This window comes from Rhizobium sophorae (assembly GCF_013087515.1).
GTDB lineage: Bacteria > Pseudomonadota > Alphaproteobacteria > Rhizobiales > Rhizobiaceae > Rhizobium > Rhizobium sophorae.
On record NZ_JABFCN010000070.1, the window covers coordinates 198,158 to 221,139 of the forward strand.

Annotated in this window: 19 protein-coding genes; 7 read left to right on the forward strand and 12 right to left on the reverse strand. The window is 61.2% G+C overall.

Translation table 11 applies throughout. The annotated features are described in order from the left end of the window. The first annotated feature begins 261 nt into the window (after window positions 1-261). Window positions 262-1,161, forward strand: coding sequence for a DMT family transporter (locus G9X64_RS35095; protein WP_168309434.1), 900 nt, complete (start codon window positions 262-264; stop codon window positions 1,159-1,161). Window positions 1,162-1,331: 170 nt separating this feature from the next. On the opposite strand, the gene G9X64_RS35100 is transcribed toward G9X64_RS35095, so the two are convergent. The 7 genes from G9X64_RS35100 to G9X64_RS35130 form a co-directional block, all read right to left on the reverse strand. After that, on the reverse strand, window positions 1,332-1,637 hold the full coding sequence (locus G9X64_RS35100) for a hypothetical protein (RefSeq protein WP_168309435.1): 306 nt from the start codon (window positions 1,635-1,637) through the stop codon (window positions 1,332-1,334). A gap of 11 nt (window positions 1,638-1,648) precedes the next feature. Further along, window positions 1,649-2,341, reverse strand: coding sequence for an SH3 domain-containing protein (locus G9X64_RS35105; protein ID WP_168309436.1), 693 nt, complete (start codon window positions 2,339-2,341; stop codon window positions 1,649-1,651). Between the two features lie 123 nt (window positions 2,342-2,464). Beyond that, window positions 2,465-3,184, reverse strand: a complete 720-nt coding sequence (locus G9X64_RS35110; RefSeq protein ID WP_171378347.1) for an ABC transporter ATP-binding protein — start codon at window positions 3,182-3,184, stop codon at window positions 2,465-2,467. Next, window positions 3,181-4,344: an ABC transporter permease gene (locus G9X64_RS35115; RefSeq protein ID WP_168309438.1), complete on the reverse strand. Its 1,164-nt coding sequence runs from the start codon at window positions 4,342-4,344 to the stop codon at window positions 3,181-3,183. Before G9X64_RS35115 ends, G9X64_RS35110 begins: the two co-directional genes overlap by 4 nt. Further along, window positions 4,341-5,639 carry an efflux RND transporter periplasmic adaptor subunit gene (locus tag G9X64_RS35120; protein WP_168309439.1) on the reverse strand — a complete coding sequence of 433 codons (1,299 nt, stop codon included), beginning with the start codon at window positions 5,637-5,639 and terminating at the stop codon, window positions 4,341-4,343. Before G9X64_RS35120 ends, G9X64_RS35115 begins: the two co-directional genes overlap by 4 nt. A gap of 4 nt (window positions 5,640-5,643) precedes the next feature. Next, on the reverse strand, window positions 5,644-5,937 hold the full coding sequence (locus tag G9X64_RS35125; protein WP_168309440.1) for a cysteine rich repeat-containing protein: 294 nt from the start codon (window positions 5,935-5,937) through the stop codon (window positions 5,644-5,646). 35 nt (window positions 5,938-5,972) lie between these two features. After that, window positions 5,973-6,875 (reverse strand): sterol desaturase family protein, encoded by a 903-nt coding sequence (locus G9X64_RS35130; RefSeq protein WP_168314189.1) that lies wholly within the window; start codon window positions 6,873-6,875, stop codon window positions 5,973-5,975. A gap of 616 nt (window positions 6,876-7,491) precedes the next feature. Here G9X64_RS35130 and G9X64_RS35135 point away from each other — a divergent pair. Together G9X64_RS35135 and G9X64_RS35140 are read left to right on the forward strand one after the other, a co-directional pair. Beyond that, complete coding sequence (locus G9X64_RS35135) at window positions 7,492-8,208, forward strand: response regulator (RefSeq protein ID WP_171378373.1); 717 nt, start codon at window positions 7,492-7,494, stop codon at window positions 8,206-8,208. Further along, entirely contained in the window at window positions 8,208-9,572 is a 1,365-nt protein-coding gene (locus G9X64_RS35140; RefSeq protein WP_168309442.1) for a sensor histidine kinase, read from the forward strand. The genes G9X64_RS35135 and G9X64_RS35140 overlap by 1 nt, the downstream gene beginning before the upstream one ends. Window positions 9,573-9,948: 376 nt before the next feature. On the opposite strand, the gene G9X64_RS35145 is transcribed toward G9X64_RS35140, so the two are convergent. The 3 genes from G9X64_RS35145 to G9X64_RS35155 all read right to left on the reverse strand — a co-directional run bounded on the left by G9X64_RS35145 (window position 9,949) and on the right by G9X64_RS35155 (window position 14,146). Then, the gene (locus G9X64_RS35145) at window positions 9,949-11,682 is read right to left on the reverse strand and encodes a DEAD/DEAH box helicase (RefSeq protein ID WP_168309487.1); all 1,734 of its coding nucleotides are present in this window, start codon (window positions 11,680-11,682) and stop codon (window positions 9,949-9,951) included. Window positions 11,683-11,929: 247 nt separating this feature from the next. Continuing rightward, complete coding sequence (locus tag G9X64_RS35150) at window positions 11,930-13,045, reverse strand: DNA alkylation repair protein (RefSeq protein WP_168309443.1); 1,116 nt, start codon at window positions 13,043-13,045, stop codon at window positions 11,930-11,932. A 72-nt stretch (window positions 13,046-13,117) separates the two neighbouring features. Further along, window positions 13,118-14,146 carry a LacI family DNA-binding transcriptional regulator gene (locus G9X64_RS35155; protein ID WP_168309444.1) on the reverse strand — a complete coding sequence of 343 codons (1,029 nt, stop codon included), beginning with the start codon at window positions 14,144-14,146 and terminating at the stop codon, window positions 13,118-13,120. Between the two features lie 161 nt (window positions 14,147-14,307). Between G9X64_RS35155 and G9X64_RS35160 the strand changes: the two genes are divergently transcribed. Further along, window positions 14,308-15,255 carry a dihydrodipicolinate synthase family protein gene (locus G9X64_RS35160; protein WP_168309445.1) on the forward strand — a complete coding sequence of 316 codons (948 nt, stop codon included), beginning with the start codon at window positions 14,308-14,310 and terminating at the stop codon, window positions 15,253-15,255. 196 nt (window positions 15,256-15,451) lie between these two features. After that, window positions 15,452-16,837 (forward strand): MFS transporter, encoded by a 1,386-nt coding sequence (locus G9X64_RS35165; protein WP_168309446.1) that lies wholly within the window; start codon window positions 15,452-15,454, stop codon window positions 16,835-16,837. A 118-nt stretch (window positions 16,838-16,955) separates the two neighbouring features. Here the strand turns inward: G9X64_RS35165 and G9X64_RS35170 are convergent, their stop codons facing one another. Beyond that, on the reverse strand, window positions 16,956-17,264 hold the full coding sequence (locus G9X64_RS35170) for a hypothetical protein (protein WP_168309447.1): 309 nt from the start codon (window positions 17,262-17,264) through the stop codon (window positions 16,956-16,958). Window positions 17,265-17,582: 318 nt separating this feature from the next. Between G9X64_RS35170 and G9X64_RS35175 the strand changes: the two genes are divergently transcribed. Then, on the forward strand, window positions 17,583-20,975 hold the full coding sequence (locus tag G9X64_RS35175) for a response regulator (RefSeq protein WP_168309448.1): 3,393 nt from the start codon (window positions 17,583-17,585) through the stop codon (window positions 20,973-20,975). On the opposite strand, the gene mnmC2 is transcribed toward G9X64_RS35175, so the two are convergent. Further along, complete coding sequence (gene mnmC2, locus G9X64_RS35180) at window positions 20,969-21,712, reverse strand: tRNA (5-methylaminomethyl-2-thiouridine)(34)-methyltransferase MnmC2 (protein ID WP_168309449.1); 744 nt, start codon at window positions 21,710-21,712, stop codon at window positions 20,969-20,971. The two genes, G9X64_RS35175 and mnmC2, sit on opposite strands and share 7 nt — an antisense overlap. Here mnmC2 and G9X64_RS35185 point away from each other — a divergent pair. Then, window positions 21,711-22,889 carry an NAD(P)/FAD-dependent oxidoreductase gene (locus G9X64_RS35185; protein ID WP_168309450.1) on the forward strand — a complete coding sequence of 393 codons (1,179 nt, stop codon included), beginning with the start codon at window positions 21,711-21,713 and terminating at the stop codon, window positions 22,887-22,889. The genes mnmC2 and G9X64_RS35185 overlap by 2 nt on opposite strands. Window positions 22,890-22,982 lie beyond the last annotated feature (93 nt).

Genomic DNA, 22,982 nt, shown 5'->3' on the forward strand with positions numbered 1-22,982 from the left:
GCAGTGCGGCATGGCGGATAGGGATCTCGAGGCTTGCGCAAAATCTGAGCATGTGATCGCTTTTCGTTCGGTCAAGGCGGTCGAATATAGTCACGCGCCTAAGGCTCCCCGGCCCGCCCTCCGTGGCAAATGCCGGCTGGCGCGACCGCCACTGGGTCTCTGCCATCAGCGAAATTTCAAATAAACATCAATGCTTCGCCTTTGACGGCAGTTGCCGCGTGGGGCTATCAGCACGGCGACCCTTCTCTCCCGAGCCGCTCCATGTCCTTCGATCGCCTTGCCCCCACCATTTTCGTCCTCCTCTGGTCCACGGGCTGGGTGGTGGCGAAATACGCCTCGCTGCATTCCGAGCCCTTCACCTTTCTTTCGATACGTTACGCGCTGTCGGCGGCGGCATTCCTGGCGCTCTGCCTGGTGGTGCGGGCACAATGGCCGAACAGCCGGGCGACGGCGCTGCGCGCCGTCTATTCCGGCTTCTTCCTTCACGGTTTCTATCTCGCCGGTCTCTGGTGGGCGATCGCCAATGGCGTGCCAGCCGGCATATCGGGCATCATCGCGGCGCTGCAGCCGCTGCTGACGGCGATGGCAGCTCCCTTCCTCATCGGCGAGCGGCTGCAGCAGGCACAGAAGCTCGGCCTTGCCCTTGGCTTCGTCGGCATTGCCATCGCCATTTCGCCGAAGCTGCTCGATCCGGCGACCGCCGATCTCACGCATGCCGCCCTGCCGCTGGCAATCAATCTCGTCGCGATGGCGTCGGTCTCCTACGGCACGCTCTATCAGAAGAAACACCTGCAATCCGGCGACCTCAGAACCATCGCGACCTTGCAATATATCGGCGCACTGATCCTCACGCTGCCGCTTTCGCTGGTCTTCGAGCATCAGCATTTCGACGGCGCCGCGCAGGCCTATGGCGCGCTGGCCTGGTCGGTCTTCGGCCTGTCGATGGGCGGCGTCGGGCTGCTGCTTTATCTCATCCGCCACGGCCAAGTCTCACGCGCCGCTTCGTTGATTTACCTGATGCCGCCAGCTGTTGCTCTCGAAGCCTTCATCGCCTTCGGCGAACCGTTGACCCTGCCGTTGATCGTCGGCACGGTCGTCGTCGTGGCCGGTGTCTATCTGACGAACCGCAGGATCATGCAGCAGGTGGAAGCCAGGGGATAGCTTAAGCGAAATACGACATGCTTCAACTAAAAGAGGCCGGAGATACCTGCCAGGGCTAACCGGAATGTGGGATGTCGCCTGTTTGTCCGGGAGCCGCGAGGCTTGGTGCAGGCAGACTAGATCAGCTCCGTCACTTGAATTGAAGCTTTTTGGACGAAGCTAACAATTGATCAGATGAACTGCTGAGGGCCTTCTGGACCATCGTATCCCTTGCCGCGATTGTCGGGTTGACTATAGCTGCTCATGCAGTTCTCGGTTTCTGCGGTCTTGTCGAAAAGGCATATCTCATATCCATCCTCGTCAACATAGAGGCTCACACAGGCCTCTCCCGGACTGTCGCCTGGCGTGCAAAAAAACTCCAGCTCTTCGTCGAATTCGCCATCTGGCATACCGGCAGATGCCAGCCCAAACGGACCGGCACCAGCAAGAATTGAAGTCAACACGAACAGCTTCCATAGCAAGGGAGGAGGCGACATATGTGGCTCCTTTACTGGCGGAAGAATCGGGTTCCGCTCATCGCACCACCGCGAGGACCAGTACGGGTGACCGAGCACGAGGCGTCGGCGCGGCTGCATGTCCGCGTGCGGCTGGCAGTTCCGCCATAAGGTCCGACGGTATTGCGAGTTGCCGTGCATGCCCCGTCGGCGCAGGTCCTGGTCTGCTGGCTCGATCCGCCATAGATCCCGGTTACCCCGCGGGTCGCGGTGCAGCTTCCATCCGCGCATTCGACCGATCGGCCATACGAGTCCACACGCGCCCGAGGATAGGCGCCATAGACAGCCCGCGGAGGTACGGCGTAAACGGACCAGCTCCGGTACCAGGGATAGCGGACATAATAGTTGTCCCAATAGGCCTTGTTAAAGGCGACGACCGCAACCCCGACGGTAGCCGCAACGGCCGGCGTAAGCACGACGGGAGCACCATTGTAGACCACTTGGACATAGCGCGCGGACACCCAGCCCCGATAGCTGGCGAAACCGATATCGCACCAGGTGTAGCCCGGCAGGCAGCCATGGGTGACGATGCGTGCGCCGACCGGAACGACAACGACAACGGGGTATCCGGTTGAGGGCCCAGCCCTTAGATTGACGTTGCCCGTGGCCACTGCGACGGTGGCTGCTGCTGCCATCGACGCCATGGAAATCACCAGGGCAATCGCGACCCATAATCTCTTGATCATATCCCTATCCTTTACGATGGACCCGCGCCTGCGGAGCCTTCCGAGCATGACGTTAGGCTGCGGATATCGCTCACCCATCTCGCGGGCGTAGAAATTTGTAGCTTTTTGTTGCATTGGCCGGGGTCAGTGGGCCTGAAGGCGGTCCGTCCCCGATCGTTCGCCGATGATGCGGCCATCTGTCAGCTCGATCGTCCGGTCAAAAAGATCCAGCGAACGGGGATCATGCGTCACAACTACGATCCCGGCGCCCCTCGTGTCGGCAATTTGCCGAAAGAGCTCGATGACCTGACGCCCGCGAACGCCGTCGAGCGCTGCCGTCGGCTCGTCGGCAAGGATGAGGGTCGGATCGTTGGCCAGGGCACGGGCAATCGCCACGCGTTGCTGCTCGCCGCCGGATAGCCGTGATGGACGATTGCCGACACGATGTGCGAGACCGAGTCCCGTCAACAGGAGTTCAGCATGACGACGGGCGTCACGGGCGGGCACATCATCGATTTCCATTGCCAGCGCAACATTTTCCAATGCCGTCAGGAAGGGAATGAGATTGGCCTTTTGAAACACGAACCCGATGTTCCGCCGCCGGAAGTCGCGCAATCGGTCGAGTTCCTCTCCCGCCCTCGAGACAAGAGTGCCGCGAATTCTCACCTCGCCGTCGCTTGGCGGCTCCAGCAGCCCGGCGATCAGAAGCAGCGTGCTTTTTCCCGATCCGCTCGGTCCGAGGATCGCAACCAGTTCACCGGCACGGATATCCAGGGAGACCCCGTCAAGCGCCATGACGATGCTGTCGCCGCTGCGGTAATGTCGGGCCGCATCGCGCACCGACAGGATTGGCTCCGCCGTCACGACAGCACCTCCTGGGCTCTGATCTTCAACGCCCGCCAGATCCCGAGCAGGCTTGCAAACGCGCAAACGGCCCCCACCGCAAGCGCAAGCCCGGCAAAATCCCATGGATCGATGACCACCCTTCGTGGGAAGAACGGGAAGATAAGCTTCGACATCGCCAATCCGAGTGCAAGCGCGCCCGCGCCGATCAGGAAGGATTGCTGGGCGATCATGGCGACAATCACGCTGTTTCGCGCACCGATGAGCTTCAGCATGGCGATCTCATGAAGATTTTCCATCGTGAGCATATAGATGATGAGCGAGATGACGATCGCCATCACCACCAGAAGGACGCCCGTGAATGCCAGGATCTGCAATCTGAGGCGCCAGAGACGTTGATTGAGCAAAAGGTCGCGCTGATCGGTGCGGGAGAGAATATTGGCATCTCCCCAGGACAGGACGTTGGTTCGCACTCGATTCTCGTCCGCGCCCTTGTCGAGAGTGACAAGCACGGCGGCGATCTTGCTGTCCTGCTGAACGGAACTTTCGGAGACCGCCGCGGCGCCTGTTTTGCCCGCAGCGGCGCGCGCAAGCAGGATTTCTTCATTTGTACGGCGCTGGGCGATCGCCATCGCGTCGTTGACGGTAACGAACATCAGTCCATCGCCGCTGGCGTCCACCATGCCGCGCGTCAGGCCGACGATCAGATAGTCGTCCTGAGCGAGCCGCACCCGATCTCCAAGCGCAAGCCCGATGCTTTCGTCCGCGATCGCTTCGAAATGACCGGCGGCAAGGTAGCGCCCCCGCTGCAGTTGAACCCACTCGCCTCGATCCTTTGGAAAATCGAGACCGGTGATGGAGGCGCGCAGATCGCGCCCTTCCAAGCCGAACTGCTGGCTTATCTGGACAAAGCGCCGGACCGAAGATACGCCGGTCAATCCTTCAACGCGGTGGTCCATGTCTGACGAAACGGCGGAACTTTCGGAAAATGGGCCGGCTCTGCCCCCTTGTACCACCCAGAGATCCGCACCGATCTTCTCCACGACGAGAAGCGCGTCTTCCACAATGCCGCGGTAAAGACCAACCATTCCGGTCGATGCCGTGATGAGGAACCCGACGCCGGTCATGGTCAGCAGAAAACGCAGGAAATTGTATTTGACGTCCTTGAAGGCGAGATTCATCGTCTGGCCCCACCTTCGGCAATCTTCATGCCGAAATAGACATCGCGCGGCTCGCTCAGGATGACATCGCCCGGTTGCAGCCCCTTTACTACTTCCACGAACGGTCCACCGGCGTCTCCGAGCGTTACCGCGATCCAGTAAGCCCGACCGCCGTCAACGATCCAGACGCCCGGTTTCCCCTGTCGCCGTTCAATCGCGGCGGCCGGCACGGCAAGCACACCTTTCCTGGTATCGATTTCGATCGTCGTCATCCCGCGCTGACCAAGAGCCCAGTTCGGCGGCAGTGTGTCCGGGCGCAGATCGACGGAAAATTCACGCGTTTCCGTATCGACTTGCCTGCCAATGCGAAGAACCGTCGCCATTATAGATGCTCCCTTGCCGCCGCCATTGAACCGAATGACGGCCTTCTGGCCTGGCGAAAGGCGAGAGATCGAACTCTCGTCGAAACGTGCTGACAGGATGATCGAAGCCGTATCAACGAGCTGGACGATCTCCGACCCCGGGGTGATCGTGTCGCCGACGTAGTGATCGCGCGAGATAACGACGCCGTCAAAGGGCGCGCGAATGGTTCCTTCCTCGAGTTTGACCCGCTGGAGCTCGGCGGTCGCTGTAGCTGAGGCTTCCTGAGCCTTGGCCTGCTCAATCGCCGCCTGCGAGCGCTTGAGATCGGCTTCAGCCTGCCTGAGCGTGGCCACCGCTGTATCGTAGGATTCCTGACTTGCGATGGTTTTTTCGACCAGCACCTTTTTGCGATCGAAATTCGCCTGCGCATTGGCGAGCACCGCCTCGGCGTGCTCGCGGTCGGCGATCGCCACATCGACTGCCCTGCGCGCGGCATCGACCGAGGCCAGCGACGCGCCAAGTTCGCTCTTCAGGTCGTCAGTGACCATCTCGGCGATGACATCTCCCTGGTTGGCCCGGTCGTTGCGATCGACACGCATCATCGCGATCACTCCCTGCAGCCGAGAGCTGACCAGGCTCGTGCGCGTCGCGTCCAACGTGGCAGGGCCGGTCAAATCGACGGTTAGGTTGGTTGCTTTCACGGTAAACTGCTCTACGGCATGCGACACGAGATAGCGGTTGCCCAACCACACGGCGCAAATGGCGGCGAGCGCGATTACAGCGGCGCCGACACGTCTGAACCGCCCGTCGGGACGCGAAAGCGGCCGGGCGCCGATAACTTTGGCATCGATGAAAGCGCCGCCGTCCGTCGGGACACCGGCATGTCTGCCGGTGTCCTTGCCCTTGGCAGTTCGCCTCGGCCGGGCGCGCGCATCTGTTATCTTCTGATCCATGCCGTCACTTCGGAAGAGCTTCGGCGAGCGTGGCTTGGCACGTCGGCGTCAGGTTCGCCCGATTTGCCTGAAGGCATGCGGCAATCCGGCCACCGCCAGGCTGAACGCCCTGGCAATACTGTTTGAGATCAGCCTTGCAGGCTTGGATGACCTTCTTTGCTTGAGCCCGCATTTCCGGCGTCATCTGGCTTTGAGCCATGGCGGTAGCAGGCGCTGCGCAGGCGGCGGCGACCAGAGCGATCCTCAGCCAAGAGGCCGGATTCCGGCGATTGATGAAGTTCATAACGTTTCCTTTCATTCACGTTGCCTTTCTTCGTCTACTGCTGGGAAGCATCAGCCTTCGCTGGGAGCTTCGATTGTTCGCCCGTTTTCGGACGAGCGAGGTCGGGCCGCCGCCGCCTTTCGGCCTGTGACGGGGCCGAAGAGAACGGTGAATTTTTGCCTGAATTTAGGGGCCTCGCGAGCCTCTCGCACCATTGCTCTCCATTCGGAAAACACGATGCGCAGCGGATGGTGCGACTGCGAGCCACCACGCAGACCGTAGGTCAGCGGCTTGCCCTCCGGCGCTTCCGCAAAGGTGCCGAACAACCGGTCGAACAGGATCAGCGTGCCGCCGAAGTTCTTGTCGAGGCATTCGGCATCCGAGGCATGGTGAACCCGATGATGCGTCGGCGTGTTGAGTATCCATTCGAGCGGCCCAAAACGGGGTGAGAGTTCGGTATGAAGGAAAAACTGATAGGCGAGATTTGCTGCGAGCGCCGCAACGATGGCGAACGGGTGAAAGCCCAGAAAGGCCAGCGGCAGGTAGAACAGGAAATGTCCCGAGATATTGGCGGTCCAGCCGAGGCGCAGTGCCGCGGTCAAGTTCATGCGTCTCGGTGAATGGTGAACCGAATGGGTGGCCCAGAGCCAGCGGATATGATGGGAGGCGCGATGATGCCAGTAGTAGACAAAGTCGACCGCAAAGAAGAGAAGCATTGCCCGGGCGGGCGTTCCTGCACCCAGATCGAAAATGCGGTGCTCGTAAGCCAACATGAAGGGAAGAGCGACGATCGCCGCTTCCAGTCCGCGGATGAGGGAATGACCAGCAGCAACGCCGAAGGTCGCGGCCGTTTCTCGCATGTCGTGGAGGTCGTGATGCGCGAGCCTGCCGATCAGATATTCGAGCAGCATGAAAGACGCCGCAACAGTGAGAACACCGAACCGTACCGAAGCTACGGAATCTAAAGGCGACATGGTCGTTCCTCATCAGCTGCGAGATGGATCGAAAATGCAAGCCGGCGACTTCCTGGGGTTTTGGCGCGCCGCCGGCTCATCAAGGTGCGAATTGGCTGTGGTCGACTACCAGTTGACGCTCCCCTGACGGGTGACGGTGTTGCCGTTTGGGCCTGTCGTTGTCGCCGAACTGCTGCAGGAGCCACCCGCTTGATCGCAGGTTGCCGTTCTCGATCGAGAATAGGTCTTTCCATAGGGACCGGTGCGGGTCACATTGCGCGAGCAGGATCCGCCCGAACAGCCGCCACTTGCGTGCATTGAGGCTGTTCCATTTGTGCCGCTCACGGAACGGTCGCGGCTCCACGCGTTGGCGTCTGCAGCGATAGTCAGCGCAAATGTGCCGGCCAGAACAGCGGCCGTGATGTGCTTCATCATGATCTTGTCCTCTCTGTCAGAGACTTTGCAGGAATGCCGAAAGCTGGGTGCAGTCGACATAGGGACAAGATTCGACGCCTTCGGTATCACGCCGATAAACAACCTGTGTCGAGATGTTCGGTTTTGTTGCCCGCATGTAGAGAATTGTAGCAATGGCCTCCGCATTCTTGATCGCACTCGGTTTTCGGTCCAATTTCCGGCCATGGAAGAAATGGCACGTACTATCCTCGTCGTGGATGATGACCCGGAGATCAGAAGACTCGTCGCAGCTCTGCTGTCGCGCGAAGGCTTCGACGTGCGAACGGCTGAAAACGGGATAGAGCTGGACGACGTTCTGCGCAGGGTCCGGCCAGATCTGATCATCCTCGACCTGATGCTCCCGGGAGAGGACGGGCTTTCGATTTGCCGACGCATGCGGTCCGAAGGCGCTTTCCCCATTCTGATGTTGACGGCAAAGAACGACGAGATGGATCGGGTCGTAGGGCTGGAGGTCGGCGCCGACGACTATGTTTCGAAACCCTTCGGACCTCGCGAACTCCTTGCACGCGTGCGCGCCCTTCTCCGCCGCACCCAGTCGCAGCCTTTGCAGGCTGCGAGCCGACGATACAGCTTCGATCGCTTCATCATCGATCTCGATGCCCGTCAGCTGACAGATGAGGATGGAGAGCCGGCGACGCTGACCAGTGCCGAGTTCGATCTTCTGACGTGTTTTGTGCTGCGGCCACGCCGCGTCCTCTCTCGCGACCAGATCCTCGACTGGACACATGGTCGCACCGCCGATCCACTCGACAGGACAGTCGACATACTGGTGTCGCGGCTGCGCAAGAAACTGGAGAGTCTGAGCCCCGGCAACACGCTTATCAGTACGGTGCGCAACGGCGGCTACCTGCTGACGGTGCCTGTGCGTCAGGTATCGTGATGTTTCGCCTCGGGCTATCGGCGCGGATCCTCGGCATCGGCGTGACGTTCCTATTGAGCGCCTGGATTGCGCTTGTCGCGCTTTACTATTGGTCGAATGGCCTCAGCCGTGTTGCCACCTATCCGTCCGCCACCCAGATTCTGACGATTACGGAAGTGTTGTCTGACGCTGCACCGCAAGCGCGCCAAAAACTCGTGATGGCTGCCAGTTCATCCGTCCTGACCGTTGCGATCGATCCAACTGGCGTGGTGTTGTCGCCGGAACCTGCCTTGCGCGAGCATATGGAAGATTTGCCGGAGTTTGCCGCCTACAGCAACGCTCTGGGAGACAGGCTGATCTCGATCCGCAGGCTTGACGCCGCCGCATCCGGTGCCAGAAGGCCACGTCTATTAGGAGGGGCGATAGACCCGATCGAGTTTCGAGTGCGGCTGAACGATGGCGCCATCGCGCGACTGCAAACAAAGACGCCGTTCATCGTGACGCTATTCGGTCTTCCGGCCGGCTTAGGCGCTGGTTTGGTGGGGACGCTTTTTGCGCTGGTTGCCTTTATTCTCCTTCACCGGGAAATACTGCCGCTGACCAAGCTTGCAGCCGCGGTTGACAGAATGGATCCCTCTGGAGAACCAGTGCAACTGACCAACATCCCTGCCCGGACACCGGAGACCGTCGCGCTCGTGAAGGCGTTCGAGCGGTTGCAGGCACGGCTCCAATCGATAATCGGCAGCCGATTTGCACTCATCAGCGGCGTTCAGCACGACGTGCGCTCTTTCGCAACCCGTCTACGTCTGCGGATCGATCACATCTCCGACCTGACCGAGCGGGAGAAGGCTATCCGCGATATCGCGGACATGATCGATCTGCTCGACAATGCGCTGCTGACTGCCCGGGCAGGTGTTGGCGCACTCGATCAAGAGCTTATGGATCTCGTAGCTCTCATCGAGCAGGAGACCGTCGATCTGGGGGCGTCGGGCTGGAACGTGACGCTAAGCTCCCTGCCGCAGGGGCGAGAGATACTCGTCATAGCCGATCGTCTCGCAATCAGGCGAATCCTCGCGAACCTCGTCGATAACGCCGTGAAGTACGGTCAGATCGCAAATGTCACACTCGAGGAACGCGACAATATGGCGATCATCCTGGTCGAAGATATGGGTCCCGGTATTGTTGAAGGCGAAATCGATCTTCTTTTGGAACCGTTTGTCCGCTCCGAACCGTCCCGCGCCCGCAAAACTGGTGGGGCCGGGCTCGGCCTTGCCGTGGTAAGAACTCTTGTGGAAGCCCAGGGCGGAACGATAGCAATTAGCAACCGCGCCAATGGCGGAGCTCGCGTGGAACTGCGCTTCCCGCTTTTCGGTCTTCCTACATGATAGTTTTCGTGCGAATTGTCTTCATCGCGCTAGATCAGCTCGAAATTCGTTGAAATAAGACCGTTTACATTCATCTTTGGATGGACGCTTGGATGTGGAACTAGAGCGAGCAAACGGCTTTGCACCCACAGGGCCTTAACCCTTCCGACCTTATTTCATATCTGGCTCTGATCGCAGACCGGTTTTCCATATCTGCAACTGGAATAGCCTTTTTAGTCCCTTCCCAGACAGCGCTGGCAAGATAACTGGCGCAGAAAGCAAAAATTGCCGCAAAGCCGGAATTCTGCGACCGACCTTTGCGCCAGTAGGTATTCCAGAGTCAGATTAGGTGCCGGGAGCTAGCTCCCGGCCTTTTTTCTTTTCAGTCGTTCGACGATCAGGCGCGTTCGCGGCGCTGGCCGCCACCGTTGCGGGAGCTGGAGCCACCGCGGCGGTTGCCGCCGTTGCCGTCGCGGCGCGGTTCGCCGGCCTGGGCCTGCTGCGGGCCGCGGTCCTCGCCGTGCTTGCGGGCCGGGCGGCCGTGGGCATGGCGGCTGTTGCCGCGGTGATGACCGCTCGGCTCGCCATTGGCATGGGCGCCGTGATGTGCCGGACGCTGCGGCTTTGCAGAGGCGCGGAAATCGGAGGTCGAGGCCAGATCGTTGTCGGGGCCGAGATCCGGGGTTGCTTCACCGCGGCGCTGACCGCGGAAGTCCTCGTTGCGGCTGGTCGAGCGCTCCGGACGTGGACGACGCTCCTCGCCGCCGGCGCGGACTTCGCTGCCTTCACCTTCGCGGCGCGGGCGGCGTTCCTGACGGCTGCCGCGATGCTCGGAGCGGTTCTGGTCGCCACGGCCTTCGCCACGACCCTGGCCTTCGCGACCCTGGCCGCCATTGCGATTGCGGTTGTTGCCATTGCCGTTGGCACGGCGGGGTCCGCCGCTGATATTGGCCGGCGCTTCGCCGCTTGCGACGGTGATGTTGATGCCCATCAGGCGCTCGATATCACGCAACAGCTTGGCTTCGTCGGGGGCGCAGAAGGCGATGGCGATGCCGTCGCGGCCGGCCCGTGCCGTGCGGCCGATGCGATGGACATAGGCGTCGGGCACCTCAGGCAGGTCGTAGTTGTAGACGTGGCTGACGGCCGGGATATCGATGCCGCGGGCGGCAACGTCGGTGGCAATCAGCGTCTTGATGCTGCCGTCGCGGAAGGCCTTCAGCGCCCGCTCGCGCTGGCCCTGGCTCTTGTTGCCGTGGATCGAAGCGACGGAATAGCCGACATTCTCGAGATGCTTCATCAACTTCTCCGCACCATGCTTGGTGCGCAGGAAGACGATGGCGCGGCCGTCAGGGTTTTCGGTCAGCGACTTGCGGAGCAGTTCCGTCTTGTCGTTCTTGCCGCCGACGAAATGGACGTACTGTTCGACCTTGTCGGCAGCTTTGCCGGGGGGCGTGACTTCGACCTTGATGGGATCGACGAGATATTCGCCGGCGAGATCGGCGATTGCCTTCGGCATGGTGGCCGAGAACAGCATGGTCTGGCGCTTTTTCGGCACCATCTTGGCGATCTTGCGCAGATCGTGGACGAAGCCGAGGTCGAGCATCTGGTCGGCTTCGTCGAGCACGAGATAACGAACCGCAGTCAGCGTGATCGCGCGGCGATTGACGAGGTCGAGTAGGCGGCCCGGCGTGGCGACGAGGATGTCGGTGCCCTTTTCGAGCTGAAGCTGCTGCTTGTTGATCGAGACGCCGCCGACGACGACATTGATGCGCAGCGACGATTTGCGGATGAACTTCTTCAGGCTCTCGGCGATCTGGTTCACCAGTTCGCGCGTCGGTGCGAGGATCAGCGTCCGCGTCGTGCGGTTGTCGGGGCGCCGTTCGTCGGCGAGCAGCTTTTCAATCAGCGGCAGGCCGAAAGCGGCGGTCTTGCCGGTGCCGGTCTGGGCAAGGCCGATCAGGTCGCGGCCTTCGAGGAGGAGGGGAATGGCATGTTCCTGGATCGGCGTCGGTGTTTCGATGCCGAGCTGGAACAAAGTAGCGACGATCGGCTTGGAGACACCAAGCGATTCAAAATTAGTCAAGGTATAACCTTTCGGGGCGCCACAATGACTATCGCCGGAACGCACCATGCGATCCGGTTTCATTCTGGCGTCAAGAACCCCGCGTGAAGTGGGAACTTGTGAGTTGGAAAAAGCTTTCCAGCGCTTCTGGCCGCTCATGGGGAGTGCGGCGCTCTATCGAAATGCGCTTTTGTCCCTTCTTCCTGCGTCTGTATTTTTCAGCAGGGGCACGCTCACGCGGCGGCCGGAAGGGTGAAAGCTGACCCGCATTTGGGCTAGTTCGCGTGGAAAGTCAAGTGCAGTGCACAAGAAAGCCTCAAGCTGGGTCAGGTGAGGGCATGACGAGGACGAAGCGTTGCGATGCGGTCTCCACGCCGTTGACGAGGATGGCGATGCGATGTTCGCCGGGATAATAGCGCCGCGTGGTGATCGGCCGCATGGCGTGGCGACGCTCAATTGCATGGCTTTGCCCCGGAGCGAGCTTTATCGCCTTGCACTTGAAGACCTTGGGTGAGAGCGAACCGTCGCTCTTCACATGGTGAACGGCGTAGTCGATCATCAGCGATTGCGTGATCTCGCCGGCATTCGTCACGCGGATTTCGAAATCCAGCCCTGCGCCGAACATCACCTCTGCATTCTGGAGCCGCAGTTCGCATTTGAGGGAAGCGGCCGCGGCGAAGCCGAAATTGGCGAGCGCCTGCGCGTGGCCGTTCTTCAGAAGTGTGCGCGAGGCATGTTTCAGCAGCCAGCGGCGTTCGGAGGAAGCGCCGTCGATATGGCCGGCGATGAAGGCGGCCACCAGATCGGGGTGATCCTTGGCGACGTCGTTCAGGCTGTTGGCCACGGATCGGCGCACATAATCCTCCGGATCATCCATCAGCGCGGTCAGGATGGGTAGGATCGGTGCCGGATCCTTGACGAGTTGCGGCAGTCGCATCGCCCAGGGCAGGCGCGGCCGTGTCCCCTCGCTTGCCAGCCGGCGCACATGCTGGTCGGGATCGTCGACCCAGCCGGAAATGATGGCCAGCGCGCGCTGCTGGTCGCGGTGGATAAAGGGGCGGATGCCGTATTCGGCGGTGAAATGCGGCGTCAGCGCCTTCAGGAGATCGAGACCGAGATCGAAATGATCGGGGCCGCGTGTGGCGATGAACTGATTGACCGGCAGCAGCATCCAGCCGGAGAGCCCCGGCCGGCCGGCGGCAGGCAGGCTCGCCTTCAGAATGGCTGCGGCCTCCCGGAAATCACCGGGAAGGGTGGCAAACAGCGCGTCACGGATCAGGGCCGAGCGCTCCATCAGCTCCCGCGCGGTGAGGCCGTCGGTTGCCAGCATCACGAAGCGGTTTTTATCGAAGGTCGGCGCGTTGCCGGCAATGCGATCGGCCATATCGCCGACCAATGCCTCATGCAGCAGGTTCTTGAGCGGTTCCGGCATGCTGGTCCTTCCTCTTTATGCGGCCGCCGCATGCCGCCCGCATGGGGCAGCATGGTCTGCGTGGCGTGAGCTTTAGCGTATCGGTGCCGTCGATTTCCGTGGAATGAGGGTTGGTGCCGAAATCCGAATACGCTCGTCGGCAGGGCTGTTGTCACCAGCAAGAAGATCAAGGGCGTTTGACGCAATTTGCTCGAACGGCACCCGCAACGTCGTGAGCGGCGTGGGGAGGTGGCTGACAATCGGAATGTCGTTATAGCCTACGATCGAGATGTCCTGCGGCACGGAAAGGCCGAGTTTCGTCAGTCCCGACAAGGCGCCGATGGCGGTATTGTCGTTGACGGCGAAAATAGCGGTTGGGCGCGGACTGAGATGCATCAGTGTCTCGACGGCTACCGCACCGGACTCGATGCCGAATGTCGAGGGAATGATGTATGAGGGATCTGCATTCAATCCAGCCTCTTCCAAGGCGTGGCGGAAACCCTCGACGCGGCCTCGCGAACTGGAGGCATAGGATGGGCCGGCAATGACACCAATTCTGCGATGGCCGAGATCGAGGAGATGGCGGGCCGCGAGGTAACCACCGAGCCTGTCATCGCCGACCGACGAGAGGCTGTGGCCATCCGTCCGGAGTGCCAGCACATAAGGAATACCGCGTTTTGCCAGCTCGTCCGGAAAGTCATCATCTTCCCGTGCTGTCGAAAGAATCAGTCCATCGACACCGCGCTTCAGCAGAGACTCGGCCGCAAGCCGGTCTGCTTTTGGCTTGTCGTCGGTCGTTGCGACAATCGCGAAGCGGCCACTACGGCTGCAGGCCTTGGCCAGCGCTTCGTAAAGCATGGCCATGACCGTATCCGTCAACCGGGGCACGATCACCCCGATTGTCATTGTATTGCCGCGCCTAAGGCTCGCTGCAGAAACGTCCCGAACGTATCCCAGCTCTTCGGCAACCTTGCGCACGCGACGCGCGGTCTCGCTGTCGGAGCGGGGAAGCCTTTCGTCCAGAATGCGGGACACGGTAGACTTGGAGACGCCGGCGGCGGCAGCGACGCCGTGAATAGTGACGCGGGTCTGCCCCGGAACTTCACCCGTCTTTGAATTCATTGAGCCTTTTCCATTCGAGTCGGCAATCGACCGCCATTCTCAGCATGCACCAAAAAAGATATTGACTCCAGAGAATTCGAGAACGATAGTGGGAACGTTCCCGTAAACGATCCTATAGACGATCGCGGGTGAACCGTGATCGCACGAAGGAGGAGACCAATATGCAGCCGATGGATATGCGCGGGCTGAGCCCGGCCCCCGTTACCGCTTTCACCCGCGACGGTGAAGTTGATCACAAAGCCAACGCCAAACTCGCCAAATGGCTGGTCTCGATGGAAGGCGTCAAAAGCCTCGTCATCCTCGGCCATGCCGGCGAGGGCACCTTCCTCACGGAAGAGGAGCGCCTTGCTCTGATCCGCACGTATGTCGAAGCGGTCGACGGTGCCGTTCCGATCATTGCCGGGATTACCGGTGAAGGCACGAAGGTCGCCGCTGAAGAGGCCAGGAAATGCAAGGCCGCGGGTGCCACCGGCGCGCTCGTCTATCCCAACCACGGCTGGCTGCGTTTCGGCTTTCAAAAGGGAGCACCTCAGGATCGCTATAAGGCAATCTGGCAGGAGTCTGGCCTCCAGTGCATCCTGTTCCAGTATCCCGACGCCACCAAGGCATCATACGATCTCGATACACAGCTTGCGATTGCCACACAGGAGGGCGTCGTCGCCACCAAGAACGGCGTGCGCAATATGAAGCGCTGGTATGTCGAAATTCCGGAGCTGAAGAAGGCCAATCCAAAGCTGCAGGTTTTGAGCTGCCACGATGAATGGTTGCTGCCAACCATGTTCGATGTCGACGGTTTGCTCGTCGGTTATGGCAATATTGCGCCGGAGCTGCTGATCGACCTGATCAAAGCTGGCAAGGCGCAGGACTATCCGGAAGCGCGCAAGATCTTCGAGCGCCTTCTTCCGGTGACGCGTGCCGTCTATCACCGCGGCTCTCACATGGAAGGCACCGTGGCCCTGAAACTCGGCCTTGTCCACCGTGGCATCCTTGATCACGCCACGATCCGCGAGCCGCTGAAGAACCTTGGCGAAAAGGCCGAAGCAGAGATCTTTGCTGCCTTCGACGCCGCCGGTATTGGCCGCGTTGATCAGCTCCTGGCTGCCGAGTGACCTCTATGACGCCCCTGCGCATGTCGCAGGGGCGCATTCTGAAGGGGGAGGAACCCATGGAAACCGGCCGAAGCAGACTTGAACGTCTTCGAAGGCCATTGCTCTGACAGGACGAACTGACGCGCAGTAGCAACCATCAAGCAGAAGCGCCCCTGGCCGGGAGAGTGGTAGGCCACGGGGCGAGAAGGAGGAACCAATGAATGTCATGCAGCCTATACCGGCTGAGACGGCGAATGCCGCTGATCCTCAGGCCGAAATCAGCGCTCGTCTGGAGCGCCTTCCCATCACCCGCGAGGTATTCTGGGCGCGAAACATCGTCGGCGCCGCAACGTTCTTCGACGGCTACACGGTCATCGCCATCGCTTATGCCATGCCTGTCCTCGTACGCGAGTGGGGTCTGACGCCCTCACAGACAGGCATGATCCTGTCGATGGGCTATCTGGGCCAGTTGATCGGTGCGATCCTGTTTGGCTGGCTCGCCGAGAAGATCGGCCGGCTGAAAGTTCTCCTATTCACCATCCTGCTCTTCGTCAGCATGGATGTCGCATGCCTGTTTGCTGCCGGGGCCGGCATGATGATGGCCTTCCGTTTCGTCCAGGGGATCGGCACCGGCGGCGAGGTTCCGGTCGCCAGCGCCTATATCAACGAGTTGATCGGGTCGAAGGGGCGCGGCAAGTTCTTCCTCCTCTATGAGGTCATGTTCCTGCTGGGCCTCGTCGGCGCCGGGCTGATCGGCTACTTCATGGTACCGGTTTACGGCTGGAAGGCGATGTTCGTCGTCGGTCTCGTTCCCGCAATCATCATGATTCCTCTGCGCTGGTTCCTGAAGGAATCACCGCGTTGGCTGGCTGCCAACGGCCGCTATGGCGAAGCAAACGCTATCGTTACCCGCATGGAAGAGAGTGCTCGCGTAGCCGGCAAGGAACTGCCCGAGCCGAAGCTCATCCAGGCGCCGGTCCGCCGCAAGTCGGACTGGCGCGAGCTCTTCCAGGGCATTTACCTGAAGCGGACGCTTTCCATCTGGGCGATGTGGTTTACCGCCTATACGGTGGCCAACGGTACGATCACCTGGCTGCCGACCCTGTATCGACAGGTCTTCAACCTGCCGCTTCAAACCAGCATCTTCTATGGTTTCCTGACGTCGGTCGGCGGCGTGGTCGCCGCCGTCATCTGCGCGCTGCTTATCGACAAAGTGGGACGCAAGCGCTGGTATACCGGTACGCTGCTTCTCGCTCCCGTGCCGCTGCTGGCTCTCGCATGGCTCGGCGCGACCTCTCCCATCCAGGTTTTGGTTCTAGGCGGCCTCGCTTATGCGATCGTCCAGACCGTCACATTCTCCCTTTACCTGTACTCGGCAGAGATCTACCCGACGCGCCTCAGGGCATTGGGAACAGGAACCGGCAGTGCCTGGCTTCGCCTGGGATCATCGGCCGGCCCGATCCTCGTCGGCACGGTGATGTCTTCCATGGGCATCCAGTATGTCTTTGCGAGCTTCGCAGCCATTCTGATCGTCGGTGCAATCATCACGATGTTGTTTGCGGTAGAAACCAAGGACCGCGTGCTGGAGGAGCTTTCTCCGTAACGCAAAACACGGTCTGAACGACTTTGAGCTGGCGGATGAAAATCCGCCAGTTTTGGTCGTCGTTGAGGGTACTGGGTCGGCGCCGCCGGGAGGTCAAGCGGCGCCGGATGCGGTTTTCCTATTCCGGGCAGACTTTGACGCGGTAGGGCTCGCCCCAGCGATCGTGCCGCCATTCGATATGGCAATAGGACGGCCGGTAATAGGTCCTATAGACGGGATAGGGGCGATAAACAGGATAGGCAGGGTAAACAGGGTAGGCGGGACGGGCTGCCTCCGACAGCAGGGCGCCGCCGACGACGCCGGCGGCAAGGCCGCCCCAGAAGGCATCGCGTGGACGGGCATCTGCAGTGGTGGCGGTGGCGAGCGAGGCGCCGGCAAAAGTCAGCGCAATCAGGCCCGCCGCCATGGTTTTATGAAGAACGGACATGGTATTTTCCTTTCATGGGTATGGCTTCCATAAAGCCATGCCTCAGACTCGGCCCGGATCGCGGCGGCGCAATGGCCGCGCAAGCGGTTTCGGCATTAAATTTTCGTCATGATTTCAACGGATCCCGACGTCGAAAGGATTTATAGCGGGCGACCTTTCAGTCTCGTGCAAGCCGGGCTGGTAATCCCGAATTATCTTCGGCTTGGTGAGCCGGCTCGTAAAATTCCGCCGTCGAATTTTATGGTTAAAACCTTGTTAAAAGCCTTGGCGTTATAGTTTTTGTAGTCGATATTTCATTCATTGCGGGAGCGATATTTTTTGAAATCAGCCGGGGAACTTCTGGAGTTGGCTTGCCGCCGGATCGCTGATCTGGATACCCCGGCCTATGTCAAGAACAGCGAGCTGCGGTATATCGCCGTCAACGAGGCCTATGCCCGTTTTCTAGGCCGCGAGATCTCCGATTTCATCGGCAGGCGCAGCCGCGAGCTTCTCGACCGTCCCGAGGAAGAGGAACGCGAGGACAAGGAACGCCGCGCGCTGGTGTTCGGCACCGAGGAAAACGCCATCTGCTTCGATGTGGCAGGCATCGGCCATGAACGCATCCAGATCGAAAGCTTTTCGCCATCGCCGGACCGGGCTTATGTGCTCGGCATTTTCGAAGTGCGAGCGCCGCCGCGCCGGACGATTGGCGACGCTGGGATCGCCGGCGACCCTTGGATGACTGGCGACGCCGGCGTCGCCGCCGATTTCGCCCGCGTGCGCGAGGCGCTGGAGCAGCTCGACCATCCGATCGGCATCTTTGCCGAGGATGGCCGGCCGCTGGTGGTCAATGCCGCCTATCGCAACGGCGCAAAGCCTGCGGCGGCCGGAGATTCGGCCTGGGGTGAGAGCGTCAACGAACTCGACGTTCTACGCACGGTCCTGGAAGACCTGCCAGTTGCAGTCTTCGTACGCGATTACCACCACCGCCTGGTCTATGCCAACAAGTATTACGACACCTTCAGCGGCCACGACCGCTCCCAGATACTGGGAATGACCGAACATGAAATGTTCGGGCCGGAAGGTGGCGAGGCGATCTACCAGGAAAACCTGCTGGCGCTCAGGGACGGCATTTCGGTGGAGATCGAGAGCGAGATGCCGAGCAAGAGCGGCCACATCTATCCGGTCATTTCGCGCGTCAACCGCGTCGTGACGGCGGATGGGCGGACTTATGTCGTTGGCTCTTTCTCCGACATCTCGCCGCTCAAGGAACGCGAGAAGGCGCTGATTGCGTCGCGCAAGCAGGAAGAAATACTGCATCGGGATATCGAAAGCATCCTGCGCTCGCTGCCGGTCGGCGTGCTGATCCTCGACAACGACCACCGGATTCTTTACGTCAACGATGAATTCTACAGCATCTGGGAGCTGCCGCTCGACGATCGCTTCGACGGCCGCCCCTTCATCGACGTCATCCGCCGCAATTTAGAGCTCGGACGCTACGACGGCACGCAGACGCCGGAGGAAATCTACGCCTTCCGCAAGCATCTGTTCGAGGCTGAAGTACCCGAGCCGATCGAGCTCGGTTGGGCGGGGGGCAAATCCGTCATCTTCGACAGCCGCCGCATCTCCAACGACCGTATCCTGCTCACCTATGCCGACATCTCGGCGGTGCGCGAGCGGGAAAAGGAAATTCACGAGACCCGCGCCGCGCTCGAGCGGGTCGGCGAGATGATGCGCGATGCGACGCATGCGATGTCGCAAGGTCTTGCCATCATCCAGGATGGCATCATCAAGATGTCCAACGGGGCGATGGCTGATATCCTGCAGATTCCGCCCGCCTATATCGAAGCCGGGCAGGGCTGGCTCGGCATGTTCGAATTTTGCGCGGCGCGCGGCGATTTCCACGATGCCGCGGCGGAAATCCTGCAGGGCTGGCGCGACAATATCGCCGCCAGGCTACCGATTTCCACCGTCTTCCACGTCGGCGGCGAGCGCTGGGTGAACATGGATGCGACGATCAGCAAGGGGCAGCATTGGGTGGCGCTCTTCACCGACGTCACCGAGCTCAAGAGCCGCGAGGAGGAGTTGCGCCATCTCTTGTCGCGTGCCGAAGCCGCCGACCGCGCCAAATCCGAATTCCTCGCCAATATGAGCCACGAGATCCGCACGCCGATGAACGGCGTGCTTGGGATGGCGGAACTGCTGGCCAAGACCAATCTCGACACGCGCCAGAAGACCTTCGTCGACATCATCGTCAAATCGGGCAATGCGCTGCTGACGATCATCAACGATATCCTCGACTTCTCGAAGATCGATGCCGGGCAGATGAAACTGCGCAAGGCCGCCTTCGATATTACCGAAGCGGTGGAGGATGTGGCGACACTCTTGTCTTCGCATGCCGCCGAAAAGAACATCGAGCTCCTGGTGCGGGCAGCACCCGATCTGCCCGCCGCCGTGATCGGCGACGCCGGGCGTTTCCGCCAGATTATCACCAATCTCGTTGGCAACGCCGTCAAGTTCACCGAGCGCGGCCATGTCTTCGTCGATGTCGGCTTCCAGCCGGCCGCCGGCGGCGAGATCATGGCGAGCATCCGCATCGAGGATACCGGGATCGGCATCCCGTTGGAGAAGCTTGAATCGGTCTTCGACAAGTTCTCGCAGGTGGACGCCTCGTCGACCCGGCGGCATGAGGGAACCGGCCTCGGTCTTGCGATCACCGCCGGGCTCGTCGACCTTTTCGGCGGTTATCTCAACGTCGAAAGCGAATGGGGCAAGGGCTCGGTTTTCACCGTCAACCTGCCGTTTGCGGTCGCGGCCGCCCGCCTTGAGCCGAAGCCGTTGCCGATCAACGTGCAGGGCGCGCGTATCCTCGTCGTCGACGACAACGAAGTGAACCGGCGCATCCTGACCGAGCAGCTGTCGCTCTGGGGCTTCGACGGCGTGGCCGCCGAAGGCGGCGGTACCGGTCTTGCGATCCTGGAGGCGGCGGCCAATCTCGGCGTCACCGTCGATGCCGTCGTGCTCGATTATCATATGCCCGATATGAACGGCGCCGATGTCGCGCGCCGGCTGCGCGCCGATCCCCGCTTCGTCGAACTGCCGATCATCTTCCTGACGTCGATGGATATTTCGGGTACCGAAAAGGAATTCGCGGCGCTGAACGGCCACGCGCATCTGATGAAACCGGCGCGCGCCAACGTGCTGCGCAACACCGTCGTCGAAGTGGTGCGCGCCAGCCGCGTCAAGCAGGCTTCCGAGGGCGAGATTGCCCGGCTGCAGACGGAAGCGGCCGTGCCGGCGCCCCCGCCAGTGCCGCAGAAGCGGGCCGCTGAATTCGTCGATGTGCTCGTTGCCGAGGACAACGAGGTCAACCAGATCGTCTTCACGCAGATCCTGCAAGGCACGGGTCTTTCCTTCCTCGTCGTCGACAATGGCGAGGAGGCGGTCGCCGCCTGGGAGCGGCATACGCCGCGCATTATCATGATGGACGTCTCGATGCCCGTGATGAACGGCCATCAGGCGACGCAGACGATCCGCGAACGGGAAAAGGGGCAGGGCCACCGGGTGCCGATCATCGGCGTTACCGCCCATGCGCTCGAAAGCGACCGCGAACTCTGTCTCGATGCCGGCATGGACGACTATATGTCGAAGCCGATCAGCCCCGAACTGCTCGAGGAAAAAATCCGCCAGTGGCTCGGAACGAGCGAGCAGCAGCCGCGCACCAGCTACTGATCTGTACGCTGATCGGGTGACGCCTTGGCGCCACAGAGCATTTCGCGCTTGCCGGCAAAGCCTTGGCGGCGTTCGACGGCAAAACCGGCGGCGATGAGATTGCGGCGTACGAAGCCGGCCGCCGCATAGGTGGCGAAAGTGCCGCCGGCTGCACTTTTCTCGCAGACGAGGCGCATCAACTGCTCCGACCACATGTCGCTGTTGCGCGACGGGGCGAAGCCGTCGAGATACCAGGCGTCGAAGCCAGGCTTGGCCGCTGCAACGCCATCGAGCGCGCGGCCGCAGACCACGCTGAGCCTCGTCTGGGCATCGAGGTTCAGCGAGACGGTGCCAGCAGGCGCTTGCGGCCACGCCGCCGTCAGCGCTTCGCGTTCGGCATCGATCTCCGGCCAGTGCGACAGCGCCCGGCCGATTTCTTCGCCGCGCATCGGGTGGAGTTCGAAGGAGATGAAATGCAGGTGCTGGCCGTCTGCGCGGTGGAGCTTCCATTGCCGCCAGGTCTCGGCGAAGTTCAGGCCGGTTCCGAAGCCGAGCTCACCGATCAGAAATGCCTGTCGCCCGTTCCAGCGCTCCGGCAGGCCGTTGCCGGCGAGAAAAACATGGCCGCATTCCAGCCGTCCGTCAGTCTGGCAATAAAAATGATCGCCAAAGGCGGTGGAATAGGGCATATCGCCGTCGCGCCATTCGAGCGGCTGTGGCGCGCCTGCGCCAATCTGATCGGGGTTCACGTCTGTCATGGAAAAAGCCGATAGTCTTGCGCCGGTCTCAGGTCAATCGTCCTCAGAATTGCTGATCGTCGGGGGCGGCATCATGGGTCTCTGGGCGGCCGTCCATGCCGAGCGCCGGGGCATCCGGACTCTTATCAGTGACGCCGGCAGATTGGGCGAAGGTGCAAGCGGCGGCCTGCTCGGCGCGCTGATGCCGCATATGCCGGACCGGTGGTCGCAGAAGAAGCAGTTCCAGTTCGATGCGCTGGTCTCGCTCGAAACCGAGATCGCCGCGCTCGAAGCCGAGACCGGATTTTCCGCCGGCTACCGCCGTTCCGGACGCCTGATCCCGCTGCCGAAGCCGCATCTCAACACAATAGCGCGCGGCCATTTCGAGGAGGCCGAACGCCATTGGCGGGCGGGCGACCGCCGCTTCCACTGGCATGTGCTCGACGGGCCTGATGTAGACGGCTGGATCGAGGCGTCTGCGGGCGAGAGCGGCTTCGTGCATGACACGCTCGCCGCCCGCGTTGCACCCCGCTTGCTGGTGGCAGCGCTCATCGCCTTCCTGCGGCGGGCAAAGCATGTTCGCATCCTGGAGCATGCGACGGTTGCCGGCCTCGATCCCGATCGCGGTACGGCCGAAATCAACGGCGAAACCATCGTTTTCAGTCACTGCATCCTGGCCGCCGGCTATCAGTCCTTCCCGTTGCTGCAGGGCCTGATGCCGGGGCTGAAACAACCGCTCGGCCAGCCGGTCAAGGGGCAGGCGGCATTATTGAAAGCCGATATCGACCCGGCGCTGCCGACGATCTTCCTCGACGGGCTCTATATCGTCGCGCATGAAGGCGGGCACGCGGCAATCGGCAGCACCAGTGAGAACCGTTTTGACGATCCTACATCCACCGACGTCCAGCTCGACGTGCTTATCGAGGCGGCGCGGGCGATCGTGCCAAGCCTTCGCGACGTCCCCGTCGTCGAGCGCTGGGCGGGGGTTCGCCCGAAGGCGATTGACCGCGATCCGATGATCGGCCGCCACCCCGATCACCCACGCCTGATCGCGCTGACCGGCGGCTTCAAGGTCAGCTTCGGTTTGGCGCACCGGCTGGCGGAGGCGGTGATATCAATCGCAGGCGATACAGACTGCGGGTTTTTGCTGCCGGAAAGCTTCGCAATTTCAAGCCACATCGCGGCGGCTTCACGTTAAACGTGAATTAGGCGCCGCTGCCTTTCGTTATTCTGTCATGCAAATCACCTATCTGCTTGCGCATCCACAGCGCCGGACCTGAACGGCGCTCAC